This window comes from Streptomyces sp. NBC_00029 (assembly GCF_045160505.1).
Taxonomy (GTDB): domain Bacteria; phylum Actinomycetota; class Actinomycetes; order Streptomycetales; family Streptomycetaceae; genus Streptomyces.
Genome location: NZ_CP108292.1, coordinates 5,352,640 through 5,369,438 on the forward strand (window position 1 = coordinate 5,352,640; position 16,799 = coordinate 5,369,438).

A 16,799-nucleotide genomic window follows, 5' to 3' on the forward strand; every position below is an offset into this window, starting at 1 on the left:
GCCCAGCGGTCGGTGAGGACCGCCGGGCCGGCGTGGGGCAGAACCGCGCAAACGGGTCAGCGGTAGTTCACGAACTGGATCGCGAAGTCCAGGTCCTTGCCCTTGAGCAGCGCCTGGACCTCCTGGAGGTCGTCACGGCTCTTCGAGCTGACGCGCAGCTCCTCGCCCTGGACCTGGGCCTTGACGCCCTTGGGACCCTCGTCCCGGATGATCTTCGCGACCTTCTTGGCGTTCTCCTGGGAGATGCCCTCCTCGATGGTGGCGAAGATCTTGTACTCCTTGCCGGACAGCTGCGGCTCCCCGGCGTCCAGCGCCTTCAGCGAGATCCCGCGCTTGACCAGCTTGGTCTCGAAGACGTCGAGGACGGCCTTCACGCGCTCCTCGGAGTTCGCCTCCATCAGGATCTTCTCGCCGGACCAGGCGATCGTGGCGCCGGTGCCCTTGAAGTCGTAGCGCTGCGAGAGCTCCTTGGCGGACTGGTTGAGGGCGTTGTCGACCTCCTGCCGCTCGACCTTCGAGACGATGTCGAAACTGGAGTCGGCCATGTGCTGTGGCTCCTTGAAGTCGGTTGCGATCACCCCGGAGGGTGCGGCCGGACATGCCCGGACCGCTCGGCAAAGCCTAGCCACCGCGCCCACCCGCAGCGCTGATCAATCCGGTGGCGAAGCACCCCCGGTCATCGGGTATCGTTTACGTCGTTGCCAGGGAGCGCCGCCGCAAGGCGGAAAAAATGGCAGCGTCTCTTGGCGGTGTGCCCGAGTGGCCAAAGGGAGCAGACTGTAAATCTGCCGGCTCAGCCTACCCAGGTTCGAACCCTGGCGCCGCCACGCGAGTGGAACCCCCGTTCATCTGTGGAATCACAGTGAGCGGGGGTTCTTCCGTTATCGGCCTTCCGGAGCAACAAAAGGGTTGGGCGAGGACGGTGCGACTCCGGCATCCTGGTCCGGTGATCAGCATCAGCAGCCGAAAGGTCCATGCCGCGTAAGGCACCTTCGCAGGTCAGGACGGACCTGCCCGCCCGCACACCCGCACTCCCCGAGCGCGGGGTCGTCCCAGGGGTCTCCGCCGCCACCCTCGCCGCGATCGCCCGCGTCGAGCACCGCCGGTTCCGGCGCGGGGACACGTACCGGTCCCTGAGGCACTGGCACAGGACCGTGTACCAGCGGGGACCGTGGATCATCTACCCGGCGGCCGACGACGACCACGGCTGCTGCGACTCGGTGGGCTGGTGCCGCGGGACCCTGGAGAGCATCTGCCACCTCCTCCCGCCCCGGGCCCGGCGCCAGTTGCGCGCCGTCATCGACCCGCTCGACGAGCGCTTCCTCGCCCGCACCCTGAACGATCCGTACGCCGCCCCCGACGAACCCTGGTGGCGGCGGCGCCTGACCTACTGACCACGGCCGCAACGTCGGCGGCTCCGGTTCGTTCTCCGGGGGTGAAATGGACATCTGACACGCGCGGGAAGGTCGGCGGCGGGGTGCTCATGGCCCTGCTCGGAGCAGGGATTCCGGCTCTGGTGGGAGCAGCGCTCCACACGGACGTGGGAGCGCCCTACCAGGAGACCCGGCTGTACTTCGGAACCCAACGGACCGACGGAACGAATCCGGTCGAGGAACGCGAGTTCATGCGGTTCCTGGACCGGGAGATCACCCCCGCCTTCCCCGAGGGGCTGACCCTCCACGACGGGTACGGCCAGTGGCGCGGGCAGGACGGCAAGATCGTCCGGGAGACCTCGTACGAGGTGGTCCTGCTGTACCCGGAGAAGGAGGCGGGCGAGCGAAGCACACGCATCGAGCGGATCCGGCAGGCCTACGAGGACCGGTACCAGCAGGACTCGGTCGGCCGGTCCGACGACAAGGTGAACGCCGGCTTCTGAACCGCCGGACGGGCGACGCTGCGGACTCAGTTGCCCGCCACGTCCTTCACGGCCACCTGGACCGGAGTCGAACCGGAGACCAGCTCCAGGGTCAGACCCGCCGTCGCCGGGGTCTCGACCAACTCCGCCAGGACCGCCGCCACGTCGTCGCGCGGGACGGCTCCCCGGCCCGTCTGCACCTCCAGACGGACCAGGCCCGTCCCGGCGTCGTCGATCAGTGAACCGGGGCGCAGGACGGTCCACTCCAGGCCCAGCCGGGTCCGTACGTGGTCATCGGCCTCGCCCTTGGCCCGCAGGTACGCGTCGAAGACCTCGTCGCCCCCGTGGTGCGCGTCCGCGCCCATCGAAGAGACCATCAGGAAGCGCCCTACGCCGGCCCGTTCGGCGGCGTCGGCGAACAGCACGGCCGCGCCACGGTCCACTGTGTCCTTCCTCCCGATCCCGCTGCCGGGGCCCGCACCGGCAGCGAACACCGCCACGTCCGCGCCCTGCAGAATCCCCGCCACATGCTCCACCGAGGCCGATTCCAGATCGCAGAGCACCGGCTCGGCGCCGGCCTGCCTCAGGTCGTCGCCCTGCGCCGGATCGCGGACGATGCCCGCGACCTCGTACCCGCGCGCGGCGAGCAGGCGCTCCAGCCGCAGCGCGATCTGACCGTGTCCACCCGCGATGACGATGCGCATGACCCGACCGTACGACGAGCCGGGCGCCCACGCCCGCGAACGGACGGCGAACTTCAGGGGCCGGGCTCCGTACGGCCCTGCCGGGGCAGGTCCAGGGCCACCGCGACGGCGGAGTCGCAGTACTCGCGTACGGCACTCGTACGGGCTACGACGCGCCCGCGGTGGATGACGATCCGGCTGTAGGCGAGGGACAGCACACCCGCGATCCGGTCCCCGCGCACGGCGAGCAGCTCCGCCGGGAAACCGGCCTCCACCCGGACCTCCGGCAGGCCCATGGCCTCGCGGGCGCAGGCGCTGACGGAGTCGTAGGCCTCGCCCGCCCGGAGGCCGCCCTGAGAGGCCAGCAGGTACGCGGCCTCCAGCGGGTCCCCGCGGCCGACGGGGTTCCCGGCGTCCCGCAGCGCTCCGCTGCCGGCCGCGACGCGCACCCCGGAGGCCCGCAGCAGCCGTACGGGCGCGGTGCGCAGGCCGCGGCGCTCCAGGGCCGCGCAGTCGCCCTGGGGCAGGCAGGTCACCCGTACGCCGGCTGCGGCCAGCTGGTCGGCGGCGCGGGCCGCCGCGTCGAGCGGGAGCCGGGACAGGCCGCCGCAGGGGCCGATGGTCACCCCGGGGCGGAGCCCGCCGGCCATCGCCGCGAGGCGGGAGAGGCGGGCCGGGTCGTCACCGTCCGTGTGCAGATCGACGGGGCAGCCGTGCTCGGCGGCGAGTTCCAGAACGGCTTCGAGGAAGCCCGTCGGGTCCGGGTCCAGGTCCGGGCAGCCGCCGATCACGGAGGCGCCCATCTTGACCGCGTCCCGCAGCATGGCGAGCCCGTCCGCGCCCGCCACCCCGGTCAGCAGCCGGGGGACGGCCACGGCGGTGAGGTCGGCGAGCCCGCGCAGGGAGCGGCGGGCCTGGAGGACGGCCTCCATGGGGCCGAGGCCGTGCACGTCGCCGATGCGGACGTGGGAGCGGACCGCGGTGGCGCCGTGGCCGAGCTGGAGCAGGGCGGATTCGGTGGCCCGGCGCTGGACCTCGTCGGGCGTGTAGGAGACGGGCCCCTCGCCGTCGGCGGTCAGTGCGGTGTCCCCGTGGGCGTGCGGCTCGGCGGGGGCGGGCAGCAACAGGTAGCCGGTCAGGTCCACCCGGGACAGCGCGGGGGAGGTGAGGCTGCCCGCGGTGCCGACGGCCTGGATCCGACCGCCGCCGAGGCGCACGTCGACGGTGCGGCCGTCGGTGAGGCGGGCCCCGGCGAGCAGCAGGGTGGTGGCCTCGGCTGCGGCCGCGTTGCCATGGCCGCCACCGCTGCGGGGCGACTGGAACGGCTGCTGCGGCTGGCTGTCGGACATCGCGCTCCTGCGGTGGCTCGGGCGGTTCCTGGAGCCGTGGCCGTGGCCGTCCCTGCAGCCCGCGGCCCGCAGCCCAAGATCACGCAGCGTGCTCAGAGCCTAGGGCGCAGCGCCCGCCGCTTCGCGGAAGAGCGCAATAGTCGTACCGGTGTGGTGCCCGCGCGCCGAGCGCCCGCGCGTGCGCCCCACCGGCCGGCGCGGCTCCGTTCGGCGGGCGCCGGAGTGTGACCCCGCCCACAATCCGACCGAAAAGTGGGTCGGGAGTGATCCGTGGGCTGATCGGGAAGAGCCGGCGAACCCCCTCGGAGCCCTGTCCCCGCAAAGGATTTGGGCGATCGGCAGGCAACCGTGTAATGTCTTCATCGCTCGCCCCAATAGCTCAGTCGGTAGAGCGTCTCCATGGTAAGGAGAAGGTCTGCGGTTCGATTCCGCATTGGGGCTCTGGTGAGAGAGGTTCCCCACCCTCGGGTGGGGAGCTGATCACATCAAAGCGGCGTAGCTCAGTCGGTAGAGCAAGCGGCTCATAATCGCTGTGTCACCGGTTCAAGTCCGGTCGCCGCTACACACAGTAGCCGATTGCGGGGTCGGTCTCCCGGTCGGCTACTCTTGTATGCGTTCATCCGTCCCAATTTCCGTCAAGGAGCACTCACGTGGCTGCCACCGACGTCCGCCCGAAGATCACGCTGGCCTGCGTGGAGTGCAAGGAGCGGAACTACATCACCAAGAAGAACCGGCGTAACAACCCGGACCGTCTTGAGATGAAGAAGCACTGCCCGCGCTGCAACTCGCACACCGCGCACCGCGAGACCCGCTGACCCCAGCGAAGTCTCGAATAACAGGCACCGTCATGAGGTCGTCCCCTTCATTGGGGGGCGGCCTCGTGTCGTTTCCGTGCTCGTTCCTGTCTTTGTTCTTGTGTCATTCGTGTCCCTTCATCAGGAGGTAGTGAGTCATGGCTCTCGACCAGTCCTTCGTGGGGCGGAGCTACCCGCCCACCGATCCGTACGAGGTCGGCCGGGAGAAGATCCGCGAATTCGCGGTTGCGGTGGGTGACACCAATCCCGTCTACACCGATCCCGAAGCCGCGAAGTCGTACGGCTACCCCGATGTGATCGCTCCGCCGACTTTTGTGTTTGCGATCACTTTCAAGGCGGCCGGTCAGGTCGTAGAGGACCCGCAGCTGGGACTGGACTACAGCCGCGTCGTGCACGGTGACCAGAAGTTCGCGTACTCCCGCCCGGTGCGGGCCGGCGACCGGCTGTCGGTGGTCTCCACCATCGAGTCCGTGAAGTCGCTCGCGGGCAATGACGTCATCGACATCCGCGGCGAGGTCCACGACGAGAGCGGCGAACACGTGGTGACGGCGTGGACGAAGCTCGTCTCCCGCGCTCCCGAGGAGGCCTGACATGGCTGCACAGATCCAGTACGCCGACGTCGAGGTCGGCACCGAGCTGCCGGCGGCGTCCTTCCCCGTGACGCGCGCCACGCTCGTCCAGTACGCGGGCGCCTCGGGCGACTTCAACCCGATCCACTGGAACGAGAAGTTCGCCAAGGAGGTCGGACTGCCGGACGTCATCGCGCACGGCATGTTCACCATGGCCGAGGCGATCCGCGTGGTGACCGACTGGGTCGGCGACGCGGGTGCGGTGGTCGAGTACGGCGTGCGCTTCACCAAGCCGGTCGTGGTCCCGAACGACGACCGGGGCGGCCTGATCGAGGTCACCGCGAAGGTCGCCGCGAAGATGGACGACAACCGCGTCCGGGTCGACCTGACGGCCATGAGCGCGGGCCAGAAGGTCCTGGGCATGTCCCGCGCGGTGGTCGAACTCGCCTGAGATCGGATGACGGGTTGACGGGTTGAGAGGTTGTAGGGGCGGGGGCGGCCGGGTGGCGCCTCCGCCCTTTTGTGTGGGTGGGGGCGGGTCGGGGGCGGCTGAGTTTGGTCGGGCGGGGGATTGAGGGGCGCGGGGTGGCCGGGGCGGCGGGAGCCGCTCGGGCGGCGGTCAGGGATGTGTATGGGGGTTTCCCGTCAGTCTCATCGTCTCTCCGTGTCGGGCCGGCCCCTCAAGGGCGCTCCTTCGTCGCGTCGCTGCGCGATGGCCTGCGGCCACCCTTGACCGCCCGTCCCGCCCCGGACATACGAAGACTGTCGGGAAGCCCCCAAAAGAACGAGCCGGGCTATCAAGACAGGGACGGGGTGGTCGGAGAAGCCCTGCCCGGTCGGGCGCGAAAGGGCACCTTCCCGAGGCGGGGCCCATGCCGCACGCCGGCCGGGACGGGGGAAGCGCGTCCAATCGCTACGCGCTCCTGACGTCTCAGCGTCTCCAGCCCGTCCTGGGCCGGGCATAGGCCGCCCACGGTCCCGGCCCTTCTCGCGAGATGCGTCCGACGACCGCCTGTGGCCGGTCATAAGCTGCCTCGGATCGCTATGCGCTTCTCCTGGACCGCGACCGACGGCCGGCAGGGCCTGATGCCTCGGCTATTCCGTCGTGGATCCGGGTCAGTGCGCAAGTGACACCACAAACCCGCCCCCAAACAGGAGTAATTGGGGCAAACGGTCGGCGATTCGAGCGGTCCGCTCTCGCTGACCCGGCTCCACGACGATATGGCCGCTGTCAGGCGTTTTTCCACCCCGGACAGCCTTCAGGCGCCCTCCATGAGGGGCACTGGGGCGTCTTGGGCGGCTTATGACCAGCCGCAGACGGTCGCCGGACGCATCTAGTGAGACGAACCGAGGGCGTGGGCGGCCTATGTTCAGCCCCGGACGGTCGTCGGACGCTGAGGGATGAGGAGCGCGTAGCGATTGGACGCGCCCACCGACCCGGCCGGTGCGCGGCATGGGCCCCGCCTCGGGAAGGTGCCCTTTCACCCCCGACCGGGCAGGGCATCTCCGACCACCCCGTCCCTGTCTTGATAGCCCGGCTCGTTCTTTTGGGGGCTTCCCGACAGTCTTCGTATGTCCGGGGCGGGACGGGCGGTCAAGGGTGGAGCGCAGCGACATCGCGCAGCGACGCGACGACGAAGGAGGAGCGCCCTTGAGGGGCCGGCCCGACACGGAGAGACGATGAGACTGACGGGAAACCCCCATACACGTCACTGACTCCCGAGCGCTCGGCTCCCACCATCCCCCAGCCACCCCGCGCCGCTCAGGCCCCCGCCCCACCACCTCCGCCCCACCCCACCCCACCCCTTGACGTGGTTAGTGATTGCGCACTAACTTTGCCTCATGGTCAGGATGAGCGCAGATGAGCGACGTGAGAGCGTCATTCGGGCGGCGATGCACGAGTTTGCCCGGGGTGGCTACTACGGCACCTCCACCGAGGCGATCGCCAAGCGGGTGGGTGTCTCGCAGCCGTATCTGTTCCGCCTCTTCCCCAACAAGCAGGCGATCTTCCTGGCCGCCTCCGAGCGCTGCCTGAGTGACACGCGGGACGTCTTCATTGCCGCCGCCGAAGGATTGAGCGGCGAAGAGGCCCTGCAGGCCATGGCCAACGCGTACACCCGGCTGATCGCCGAGGACCCGGACAAGCTGCAGATGCAGCTCCAGGTGTACGTCACGGTGGCCGCGGCCGAGGCGGCCGGTGATCACGTCTTCGGTGAGACCGTCCGGGCCGGCTGGATGGACCTCTGGGACGCCGTCCACCTGCCGCTGGGGGGTGATGCGCACGAGACCACGACCTTCATGGCTCTCGGGATGCTGATCAACACCCTCGCCGCCATGGGCTTCCCGCCCGAGCACCGGGTCTGGGAGGGGCTCTACCCGTCGGCGCGCGCCACGGGTCGCCTGGAGGCGTGAGTGTCCGCGCGATCCGCTCGCGCGCATTTTCATGACCAAGAAAGTTAGTCAGCAATAACTAACAAACCGCAGGGGGAAGCGTGCACACGCAAGAGTCGGACACCAAGCTCCGCGGGCCCGCCGTCTGGGCCCTCATCCTCACCGGCGTGGCCAGCTTCATGGCCGCACTCGACAACCTGGTCGTCACCACCGCCCTCCCCGCCATCCGCGAGGACCTCGGCGGCAAACTGGAGGACCTGGAGTGGACGGTGAACGCGTACACGCTCACCTTCGCGGTCCTCCTCATGTTCGGCGCCGCCCTCGGGGACCGTTTCGGCCGCCGCCGGCTGTTCATCGTCGGCCTCGGCGTCTTCACCGCCGCCTCCGCCGCGGCCGCCCTCTCGCCCGGCATCGACTCGCTCATCGCCGCCCGCGCCGTGCAGGGCGTCGGCGCCGCGATCATGATGCCGCTCACCCTCACCCTGCTCACCGCCGCCGTTCCCGCCGCCCGCCGCGGTATGGCCCTCGGCATCTACGGCGCCGTCACCGGCCTCGCCGTCGCCAGCGGTCCCCTCATCGGCGGCAGCCTCACCGAGCACATCTCCTGGCAGTGGATCTTCTGGATCAACGTGCCGATAGGCCTCGCCCTGATCCCGCTCGCCCGCCTGCGCCTCGCCGAGTCCACCGCCCCCGGCGCGCGCCTCGACATCCCGGGCACCCTGCTCATCAGCGGCGGCCTCTTCGGCATCGTCTACGCCCTGGTCAACGCCAACGCCGAGGGCTGGACCAGCGCCCCCGTCCTGACCGGCCTGCTCGTCGGCTCCGCGCTCGTCGGCGGGTTCATCCACCACGGCTTCAACAACGCCAACCCCATGCTCCCCATGCGGCTCTTCCGTGACCGCGGCTTCCTCGGCATCAACCTCGCCAGCCTGCTGATGTTCCTCGGCATGTTCGGCTCGATCTTCCTGCTCAGCCAGTTCCTCCAGGGCGTCGTCGGCTACTCGCCCACCGAGGCGGGCCTGCGCATGCTCCCCTGGACCGGTATGCCGATGATCGTCGCCCCGCTGGCCGGGATCCTCTCCGACCGCATCGGCGGCCGCCCGGTCGTCGCCGCCGGGCTCGCGTTCCAGGCCCTCGGCCTCGGCTGGTTCGCCGCGATCCTGAGCGCGGACGTCTCGTACGCCGCCCAGCTCCCGCCGCTGATCCTCAGCGGGATCGGCATGGCCCTCTACTTCGCCCCCGCCGCCAACGTCCTGATGTCCACCGTCGCCCCGGCCGACCAGGGCAAGGCCTCCGGCACCAACAACGCCCTGCGCGAGGTCGGCGGCGCCCTCGGTGTGGCGGTCCTCGCCTCCGTCTTCTCCGCCCAGGGCGGCTACGAGTCCCCGCAGACCTTCGTCGACGGCACCGTCCCCGCCCTGTGGATCGGCGCCGCCGCGGTCGCCCTCGCCGCCGCGCTGGCCCTGCTGGTGCCCCGTAAGGCCAAGGCCGCGGCCCAGGTCCCCGCGGACCGGAGCGCCACCGTCCCCGAGAAGGTCCCGGCCGCGGGCTGACCCGCCGGCGCCACCGCCCCGTACACCCCGCCCGACAGCCGAGGAGCGCTCGCCATGCCCGACATTCCCTGGTCCACGCCCCACCGGGCCGCCCCCGACGCCGAGGTCTACGTCATGGCCTCGCGCTTCGAGACCGCCACCCTCGCCGGCGCCGTCAGGTTCTTCCTCAAGGCGCCCGGCATCATCCAGCAGATCCGCAAGGCCCCCGGCGCCCACGGCGTCGCCCTGCGCGCCCGGGTCCTCGGCCGCACCTTCCTGACCCTCTCCGCATGGGAGGACCGGGACGCCCTCTACCGCTTCGCCCGCAGCGAGCCCCACCGCTCCAGTTCCCGGGCCGCCTCCGCCTACATGAAGGAATCGGCCTTCACCTTCTGGACCGTGCCGGCCCGCGAGCTCCCCCTCGACTGGGCCGAGGCCGAGCGCCGCCTGGCCGAGCAGAAGACGGGCCACTGACCCCGCCGGTACGGGGGACGAGCGAGTACGGTCCGTGGCCCCGCAGGGATGCGAGGGGCACGGACCGTACTCTTGTCCACGTGCAGGAACTCCACGATGCCCCCCTCGCCCCGCTGACCACCTTCCGTCTCGGTGGTCCCGCCGCCCGCCTGGTCACCGCGACCACCGACGCCGAGGTCGTCGCCACCGTGCGCGCCGCGGACGAGAGCGGCACCCCACTCCTGGTCATCGGCGGCGGCAGCAATCTGGTCATCGGCGACGGCGGCTTCGACGGCACCGCCCTGCGCATCGCGACCACCGGCTTCACCCTGGACGGCACCACCCTGGAGCTCGCCGCGGGCGAGAACTGGAGCGATGCCGTCGCCCGCACCGTCGAGGCAGGCCTCGCCGGTGTCGAGTGCCTCGCCGGAATCCCCGGCTCGGCCGGCGCCACCCCGATCCAGAACGTCGGGGCGTACGGCCAGGAGGTCTGCGACACCATCACCGAGGTCGTGGCCTACGACCGCACCACCGGTGAGACGGTCACCCTCAGCGCCGCCGAGTGCGCCTTCCGGTACCGCAACAGCACCTTCAAGGACCAGCCCGACCGCTACGTCGTCCTGCGCGTGCGCTTCGCCCTGGAGGACGCCGGCAGTCTGTCGGCGCCGATCAAGTACCCCGAGACCGCCCGCGCCCTCGGCGTCGAGGCCGGCGACCGGGTCCCCGCCGCCACCGCCCGCGAGACCGTGCTGCGGCTGCGCGCAGGCAAGGGCATGGTCCTCGACCCCGCCGACCACGACACCTGGTCGGCCGGCTCCTTCTTCCACAACCCGATCCTGACCGACGAGGCCTACGCCGCCTTCCTCGCCCGCGTCCAGGACCGCCTCGGCCCCGACACCGCACCGCCCGCCTACCCCGCGGGCGACGGCCGTACGAAGACCAGCGCGGCCTGGCTGATCGACAGGGCCGGATTCACCAAGGGCTACGGCACCGGCCCCGCCCGCATCTCCACCAAGCACACCCTCGCCCTCACCAACCGCGGCGAGGCCACCACCGAGGACCTCCTCACCCTGGCCCGCGAGGTCGTCGCGGGCGTCCACGCGGCCTTCGGCGTCACCCTGGTCAACGAGCCGGTGACGGTCGGCGTCAGCATCTGAGGAGCCCCGGCCGCCCATGCTCTGTCCCCTTCACGGGGCCGGTACGGACCCCACCCGTCTCGTGGGGCGCACGCTCAGCCGAGTCGTCGCGTCCTGGCACGTCAGCGACGGCGAACGCTCCGAGGCGCCCCTCGACGTCTGGCTGATCGACAGCATCGGCGACACCATCCGGATCACCACCGGATCCGACCAGTGCCTCATCGTCGAGTCCGCCACGCCGCACGCCCCCTACGACATGGGGGAGTGGGGCCGCATCGAGGTCGGCGAGGACCTCGGGGACCACCCCTTCCTGCGGCACGTCGGCGAGACCGTCGCCTCGGTCGCCGAGTTCGCGCTGCCCGAGCAGGGCCGCACCCACCTGGAGATCGGCTTTCTGGACGGCGGCCGGGTGCGCGCCGACTGCTACGAGGGGGACCTGCGGCTCACCCGGTGAGCCAGTGGTCGATCCCCGCCAGCAGCTTGGCCTGTACGTCGTCGGGCGCCGCGCTCCCGCGCACGGACTGGCGGGCCAGCTCGGCGAGCTCCGCGTCCGTGAAGGCGTGGTGGCGGCGGGCGATCTCGTACTGGGCCGCGAGCCGGGACCCGAAGAGCAGCGGGTCGTCGGCGCCCAGCGCCATGGGGACCCCGGCCTCGAAGAGGGTGCGCAGCGGGACGTCCTCGGGCCGCTCGTAGACCCCGAGGGCGACGTTCGAGGCCGGGCACACCTCGCAGGTGATCTGCCGGTCGGCGAGCCGCTTGAGCAGCCGGGGATCCTCGGCGGCGCGGACTCCGTGCCCGATCCGGGAGGCGTGCAGGTCGTCGAGGCAGTCGCGGACGGAGGACGGGCCGGTGAGCTCGCCGCCGTGCGGGGCGGCGAGGAGCCCGCCCTCGCGGGCGATGGCGAAGGCGCGGTCGAAGTCGCGGGCCATGCCGCGGCGTTCGTCGTTGGAGAGGCCGAAGCCCACGATGCCGCGGTCGGCGTACCGGACGGCGAGGCGGGCGAGGGTGCGGGCGTCGAGGGGGTGCTTCATGCGGTTGGCGGCGATGAGGACCCGCATGCCGAGGCCGGTCTCGCGGGAGGCGGAGTCGACGGCGTCGAGGATGATCTCGACGGCCGGGATCATGCCGCCGAGGAGGGGGGCGTAGGAGGTGGGATCCACCTGGATCTCCAGCCAGCCGCTGCCGTCCCGTACGTCCTCCTCCGCGGCCTCGCGGACCAGGCGCCGGATGTCGTCGGGCTCGCGCAGGCAGGAGCGGGCGGCGTCGTAGAGCCGCTGGAAGCGGAACCAGCCGCGCTCGTCAGTGGCGCGGAGCTTGGGCGGCTCGCCGGCGGTGAGGGCGTCGGGCAGGCGCACGCCGTACTTGTCGGCGAGCTCCAGCAGGGTCGATGGCCTCATCGACCCGGTGAAGTGCAGGTGGAGGTGGGCCTTGGGCAGAAGCGTGAGATCGCGTGCGTGCTCCATCTGGTGATCCTGCCGTACCGCTGCGCTCGGCGGGAGGGGGTTTTACCGATCGGGGGCTTGCGCGAACGGGTGAACGGGGTGCGGATCCGCTGCGCGGGGGCCTTCCGGGCGCCGCCCGGACCCGCGCCTCAATCGCCGGCGGGGCTGGAAGTGGCCCGGCGGGGCTGGAAGTGGCCCGGCGGGGCCGAAACGCCTGGGCGGCGGCACCCTCAGGGGTGCCGCCGCCCAGGTCGTGCCGCCGGCCGCGTCAGGCCTAGGCCTTGGCCTCGGCCAGGAGCTTCTGGACGCGGGACACGCCCTCCACCAGGTCCTCGTCGCCCAGGGCGTAGGACAGGCGCAGGTAGCCGGGGGTGCCGAAGGCCTCGCCCGGGACGACCGCGACCTCGACCTCGTCCAGGATCAGGGCGGCGAGCTCGACGGAGGTCTGCGGGCGCTTGCCGCGGATCTCCTTGCCGAGCAGCTCCTTGACCGACGGGTACGCGTAGAACGCGCCCTCGGGGGTGGGGCAGAAGACGCCATCGATCTCGTTCAGCATCTTGACCATGGTCTGGCGGCGGCGGTCGAAGGCCTTCCGCATCTCCGCGACCGCGTCCAGGTTGCCGGAGACGGCGGCCAGTGCCGCGACCTGCGCCACGTTGGAGACGTTGGAGGTGGCGTGCGACTGGAGGTTGGTCGCGGCCTTGATGACGTCCTGCGGGGCGATGATCCAGCCCACGCGCCAGCCGGTCATGGCGTACGTCTTGGCGACGCCGTTGACGACGATGCACTTGTCGCGCAGGGCGGGGACGAGGACGGGCAGCGAGGTGAACTTCGCGTCGCCGTAGACCAGGTGCTCGTAGATCTCGTCGGTCATCACCCACAGGCCGTGCTCGGCGGCCCACTCGCCGATCGCGCGGGCGTCGGCCTCGCTGTAGACGGCGCCGGTCGGGTTGGACGGGGAGACGAACAGGACGACCTTGGTGCGCTCGGTGCGCGCGGCCTCCAGCTGCTCGACGGAGACCCGGTAGCCGGTGGTCTCGTCGGCGACGACCTCGACCGGGACACCGCCGGCGAGACGGATCGACTCCGGGTAGGTGGTCCAGTACGGAGCCGGGACGATGACCTCGTCACCCGGGTCCAGGATGGCCGCGAAGGCCTCGTAGATGGCCTGCTTGCCGCCGTTGGTCACCAGGATCTGCGAGGCCTCGACCTCGTAGCCGGAGTCGCGCAGCGTCTTGGCGGCGATCGCGGCCTTGAGCTCGGGCAGACCGCCGGCCGGGGTGTAGCGGTGGTACTTGGGGTTGCGGCAGGCCTCGACCGCGGCCTCGACGATGTAGTCCGGGGTCGGGAAGTCGGGCTCGCCGGCACCGAAGCCGATCACCGGGCGCCCGGCGGCCTTGAGGGCCTTGGCCTTGGCGTCCACGGCGAGGGTGGCGGACTCGGAAATGGCGCCGATACGGGCGGACACCCGGCGCTCGGAGGAAGGCGTTGCAGAGGTCATACGAGCAATCGTCCCAGACGGCAAAGAAGCCCCGCACACCGTTTCAGTCAACGGACGGCCGTATGTCAGGAAGGGCGCTGTTCGACGTCAGGGCCCGGTTCACGTACACTCACCTGTCGTTGGACCTCAGCAGCCGCTGCAGAGCGCGAGCACTCCGTGCACTCGCTCGGATGCGGTAGGTTGGGGGACGCAAAGGGTCGTAGCTCAATTGGTAGAGCACTGGTCTCCAAAACCAGCGGTTGGGGGTTCGAGTCCCTCCGGCCCTGCTCCACACTCCATCTCGGACGTGTGTGCGCAGGTACGTACTTAGATGCAACGCCGTGCGGCGCAACCGGGCGCGGTACGGCCACGACCCGGATTCAGGTGAGAGACGTGACGGACGCCCTGGGCTCCATCGACATGCCTGACGCCGAGGACGAGACGCGCGAGAAGAAGGCCCGCAAGGGCGGCAAGCGCGGCAAGAAGGGTCCTCTGGGCCGGCTCGCGCTTTTCTACCGCCAGATTGTCGCGGAACTCCGCAAGGTTGTCTGGCCGACTCGCAACCAGCTCACGACGTACACCACCGTGGTGATTGTCTTCGTGGTCATCATGATCGGTCTGGTGACCGTGATTGACTTTGGGTTCGAAAAAGCCATCAAGTTCGTCTTCGGCTGATCCCGCGGGGGGCGGCGCCTTGATGGTGTCGCCCGTTTTCGCATGTTCCACCACCTTTTGTATCCAGGAAGAAGCAGCCACCGTGTCTGACCCGAACCTGAACGCGAGCCCCGACTCCGTCGAGTCCGTCGAGGACGCGCTCGACATCGTCGAGGCGGCGGACGCGGACCGCGACGAAGTCGAGCTCGCCGACGAAGCCGAGGCGGGTGTCGCCGCCGAAGAGGCCGCGCTGCACGTCGAGTCCGACGAGGACGAGGCTGACGCCGAGATCGAGGACGACGCAGAGGTCGAAGAGGCTGCTGACGACGCCGAGGCCGACGAGGAAGAGGCCGAAGAGGCCGCCCCGGCCGAGCCCGTCGACCCCATCCAGGCCCTGCGCGAGGAGCTGCGCCTCCTCCCCGGCGAGTGGTACGTGATCCACACCTACGCTGGCTACGAGAAGCGCGTGAAGGCGAACCTGGAGCAGCGTGCCGTCTCGCTGAACGTCGAGGAGTTCATCTACCAGGCCGAGGTGCCCGAGGAAGAGATCGTCCAGATCAAGAACGGCGAGCGCAAGAACGTCCGGCAGAACAAGCTGCCCGGTTACGTTCTCGTCCGCATGGATCTGACGAACGAGTCCTGGGGCGTCGTCCGCAACACGCCCGGCGTCACCGGCTTCGTCGGCAACGCGTACGACCCGTACCCGCTGACCCTGGACGAGATCGTCAAGATGCTCGCCCCGGAGGCGCAGGAGAAGGCCGCCAAGGCTGCCGCGGAAGAGGCCGGTCTGCCCGCGCCCGCCGTCAAGCGCACCATCGAGGTCCTGGACTTCGAGGTCGGCGACTCGGTCACCGTCACCGACGGCCCGTTCGCGACGCTGCAGGCGACCATCAACGAGATCAACCCCGACTCGAAGAAGGTCAAGGGCCTCGTCGAGATCTTCGGCCGCGAGACCCCGGTCGAGCTCAGCTTCGACCAGATCCAGAAGAACTGAATCTTCTGAGCGACAGCTTCCGGACAGGTCAGATCGCCCAGTGAAGGGCGGTCTGACCTGCTCGGTTTTTGGCCCCGCACCGATACCCGTTATCGTGGTGCGGTATGCCTCCATCCGGATGACCGGATCGGCGGCTGAAAACTCTCACTAGGACCCGGAGAGAGCAATGCCTCCCAAGAAGAAGAAGATCACGGGGCTTATCAAGCTCCAGATCAAGGCCGGTGCGGCCAACCCGGCTCCGCCGGTCGGCCCCGCGCTCGGTCAGCACGGCGTCAACATCATGGAGTTCTGCAAGGCCTACAACGCCGCGACCGAGTCGCAGCGTGGCATGGTCGTGCCGGTGGAGATCACGGTCTACGACGACCGTTCCTTCACCTTCATCACCAAGACTCCGCCGGCCGCGCGCCTCATCCTGAAGCACGCGGGCATCGAGAAGGGCTCCGGCGAGCCCCACAAGACCAAGGTCGCCAAGCTCACGGCTGCCCAGGTCAAGGAGATCGCCGAGCTGAAGATGCCCGACCTGAACGCCAACGACATCGACGCCGCCGTCAAGATCATTGCCGGCACCGCGCGTTCGATGGGCGTCACCGTCGAAGGCTGATCCAGCCACCCCCAGCACCATCAGTGGTAGGACCAAGCGCTGGTCCGCACCACGACTCCATGCCTGAAGCCAAAACACAGGAGCAGAAGTGAAGCGCAGCAAGACTCTCCGCGCTGCGGACGCCAAGGTCGACCGGGAGAAGCTGTACGCCCCGCTCGAGGCCGTCCGTCTCGCCAAGGAGACCTCCACGACCAAGTTCGACAGCACCGTCGAGATCGCCTTCCGCCTGGGTGTCGACCCGCGCAAGGCCGACCAGATGGTCCGCGGCACCGTGAACCTCCCGCACGGCACCGGCAAGACCGCCCGGGTCCTGGTCTTCGCGACCGGTGACCGTGCTGCGGCCGCGGAAGCCGCCGGCGCCGACATCGTCGGCGATGACGAGCTGATCAACGAGATCGCCAAGGGCAACCGCCTGAACGAGTTCGACGCCGTTGTGGCCACCCCGGACCTCATGGGCAAGGTCGGCCGCCTCGGCCGCGTGCTCGGTCCCCGTGGCCTCATGCCGAACCCGAAGACCGGCACCGTCACGATGGACGTCGCGAAGGCTGTCACCGAGATCAAGGGTGGCAAGATCGAGTTCCGCGTCGACAAGCACTCGAACCTGCACTTCATCATCGGCAAGGTCTCCTTCTCCGATGAGCAGCTGGTCGAGAACTACGGCGCGGCGCTGGACGAGATCCTTCGTCTGAAGCCGTCCGCCGCGAAGGGCCGCTACATCAAGAAGGCCGCCCTGAGCACCACGATGGGCCCCGGCATCCAGCTGGACTCCAACCGCACCCGGAACCTCCTCGTCGAGGAAGACCCGGCTGCTGTCTGATCGGGGTGAGCCCGACGGCTCACTGATC

19 protein-coding genes and 4 tRNA genes are annotated in these 16,799 nt (G+C 70.0%); 18 read left to right on the forward strand and 5 right to left on the reverse strand.

Translation table 11 applies throughout. From position 1 onward, the window contains the following. Window positions 1-56 precede the first annotated feature (56 nt). Window positions 57-545 (reverse strand): YajQ family cyclic di-GMP-binding protein, encoded by a 489-nt coding sequence (locus tag OG753_RS25085; protein WP_243333311.1) that lies wholly within the window; start codon window positions 543-545, stop codon window positions 57-59. Between the two features lie 200 nt (window positions 546-745). On the opposite strand from OG753_RS25085, the gene OG753_RS25090 reads away from it, so the two are divergent. The 3 genes from OG753_RS25090 to OG753_RS25100 all read left to right on the forward strand — a co-directional run bounded on the left by OG753_RS25090 (window position 746) and on the right by OG753_RS25100 (window position 1,876). After that, window positions 746-827 (forward strand) — tRNA-Tyr (locus tag OG753_RS25090). Between the two features lie 147 nt (window positions 828-974). Further along, complete coding sequence (locus OG753_RS25095; protein WP_327263959.1) at window positions 975-1,394, forward strand: hypothetical protein; 420 nt, start codon at window positions 975-977, stop codon at window positions 1,392-1,394. Between the two features lie 41 nt (window positions 1,395-1,435). Further along, window positions 1,436-1,876 (forward strand): DUF3574 domain-containing protein, encoded by a 441-nt coding sequence (locus OG753_RS25100; protein WP_327263960.1) that lies wholly within the window; start codon window positions 1,436-1,438, stop codon window positions 1,874-1,876. 26 nt (window positions 1,877-1,902) lie between these two features. Here the strand turns inward: OG753_RS25100 and OG753_RS25105 are convergent, their stop codons facing one another. Both OG753_RS25105 and OG753_RS25110 read right to left on the reverse strand, forming a co-directional pair. Further along, window positions 1,903-2,559: an SDR family oxidoreductase gene (locus OG753_RS25105; RefSeq protein ID WP_327263961.1), complete on the reverse strand. Its 657-nt coding sequence runs from the start codon at window positions 2,557-2,559 to the stop codon at window positions 1,903-1,905. A gap of 53 nt (window positions 2,560-2,612) precedes the next feature. After that, window positions 2,613-3,887, reverse strand: a complete 1,275-nt coding sequence (locus OG753_RS25110) for an amidohydrolase family protein (RefSeq protein WP_327263962.1) — start codon at window positions 3,885-3,887, stop codon at window positions 2,613-2,615. Between the two features lie 368 nt (window positions 3,888-4,255). On the opposite strand from OG753_RS25110, the gene OG753_RS25115 reads away from it, so the two are divergent. The 10 genes from OG753_RS25115 to OG753_RS25160 all read left to right on the forward strand — a co-directional run bounded on the left by OG753_RS25115 (window position 4,256) and on the right by OG753_RS25160 (window position 11,237). After that, window positions 4,256-4,328: transfer RNA gene (locus OG753_RS25115), tRNA-Thr, on the forward strand. A 48-nt stretch (window positions 4,329-4,376) separates the two neighbouring features. Further along, window positions 4,377-4,449 (forward strand) — tRNA-Met (locus OG753_RS25120). 88 nt (window positions 4,450-4,537) lie between these two features. Further along, window positions 4,538-4,702: a 50S ribosomal protein L33 gene (rpmG, locus tag OG753_RS25125; RefSeq protein WP_003956487.1), complete on the forward strand. Its 165-nt coding sequence runs from the start codon at window positions 4,538-4,540 to the stop codon at window positions 4,700-4,702. Between the two features lie 137 nt (window positions 4,703-4,839). After that, on the forward strand, window positions 4,840-5,292 hold the full coding sequence (locus tag OG753_RS25130; protein ID WP_383198796.1) for a MaoC family dehydratase N-terminal domain-containing protein: 453 nt from the start codon (window positions 4,840-4,842) through the stop codon (window positions 5,290-5,292). A 1-nt stretch (window position 5,293) separates the two neighbouring features. Next, window positions 5,294-5,722 carry a MaoC family dehydratase gene (locus OG753_RS25135; protein ID WP_327263964.1) on the forward strand — a complete coding sequence of 143 codons (429 nt, stop codon included), beginning with the start codon at window positions 5,294-5,296 and terminating at the stop codon, window positions 5,720-5,722. 1,391 nt (window positions 5,723-7,113) lie between these two features. Then, on the forward strand, window positions 7,114-7,683 hold the full coding sequence (locus tag OG753_RS25140) for a helix-turn-helix domain-containing protein (protein ID WP_327263965.1): 570 nt from the start codon (window positions 7,114-7,116) through the stop codon (window positions 7,681-7,683). A 158-nt stretch (window positions 7,684-7,841) separates the two neighbouring features. Continuing rightward, window positions 7,842-9,215 carry an MFS transporter gene (locus OG753_RS25145; RefSeq protein WP_405792798.1) on the forward strand — a complete coding sequence of 458 codons (1,374 nt, stop codon included), beginning with the start codon at window positions 7,842-7,844 and terminating at the stop codon, window positions 9,213-9,215. 54 nt (window positions 9,216-9,269) lie between these two features. Further along, entirely contained in the window at window positions 9,270-9,668 is a 399-nt protein-coding gene (locus tag OG753_RS25150) for a DUF3291 domain-containing protein (RefSeq protein WP_327263967.1), read from the forward strand. Then, the gene (locus OG753_RS25155; protein WP_405792800.1) at window positions 9,665-10,804 is read left to right on the forward strand and encodes a UDP-N-acetylmuramate dehydrogenase; all 1,140 of its coding nucleotides are present in this window, start codon (window positions 9,665-9,667) and stop codon (window positions 10,802-10,804) included. Before OG753_RS25150 ends, OG753_RS25155 begins: the two co-directional genes overlap by 4 nt. Window positions 10,805-10,820: 16 nt before the next feature. Further along, window positions 10,821-11,237 carry a hypothetical protein gene (locus OG753_RS25160; protein WP_327263968.1) on the forward strand — a complete coding sequence of 139 codons (417 nt, stop codon included), beginning with the start codon at window positions 10,821-10,823 and terminating at the stop codon, window positions 11,235-11,237. Here the strand turns inward: OG753_RS25160 and OG753_RS25165 are convergent. Both OG753_RS25165 and OG753_RS25170 read right to left on the reverse strand, forming a co-directional pair. Next, window positions 11,227-12,246, reverse strand: coding sequence for an adenosine deaminase (locus tag OG753_RS25165; RefSeq protein WP_327263969.1), 1,020 nt, complete (start codon window positions 12,244-12,246; stop codon window positions 11,227-11,229). The two genes, OG753_RS25160 and OG753_RS25165, sit on opposite strands and share 11 nt — an antisense overlap. A 253-nt stretch (window positions 12,247-12,499) precedes the next feature. Continuing rightward, window positions 12,500-13,726: a pyridoxal phosphate-dependent aminotransferase gene (locus OG753_RS25170; protein ID WP_327263970.1), complete on the reverse strand. Its 1,227-nt coding sequence runs from the start codon at window positions 13,724-13,726 to the stop codon at window positions 12,500-12,502. Window positions 13,727-13,919: 193 nt separating this feature from the next. Between OG753_RS25170 and OG753_RS25175 the strand changes: the two genes are divergently transcribed. The 5 genes from OG753_RS25175 (at window position 13,920) to rplA (ending at window position 16,771) form a co-directional block, all read left to right on the forward strand. Next, window positions 13,920-13,992: transfer RNA gene (locus tag OG753_RS25175), tRNA-Trp, on the forward strand. A 106-nt stretch (window positions 13,993-14,098) separates the two neighbouring features. Beyond that, a complete protein-coding gene (gene secE / locus OG753_RS25180; RefSeq protein WP_030388883.1) occupies window positions 14,099-14,380 on the forward strand; it encodes a preprotein translocase subunit SecE in 282 nt (93 codons plus the stop codon). An 82-nt stretch (window positions 14,381-14,462) separates the two neighbouring features. Further along, entirely contained in the window at window positions 14,463-15,353 is an 891-nt protein-coding gene (nusG, locus tag OG753_RS25185; protein ID WP_327263971.1) for a transcription termination/antitermination protein NusG, read from the forward strand. A gap of 166 nt (window positions 15,354-15,519) precedes the next feature. After that, the gene (rplK, locus tag OG753_RS25190) at window positions 15,520-15,954 is read left to right on the forward strand and encodes a 50S ribosomal protein L11 (RefSeq protein WP_327263972.1); all 435 of its coding nucleotides are present in this window, start codon (window positions 15,520-15,522) and stop codon (window positions 15,952-15,954) included. Between the two features lie 88 nt (window positions 15,955-16,042). Continuing rightward, window positions 16,043-16,771, forward strand: coding sequence for a 50S ribosomal protein L1 (gene rplA, locus OG753_RS25195; RefSeq protein ID WP_031147455.1), 729 nt, complete (start codon window positions 16,043-16,045; stop codon window positions 16,769-16,771). Window positions 16,772-16,799 lie beyond the last annotated feature (28 nt).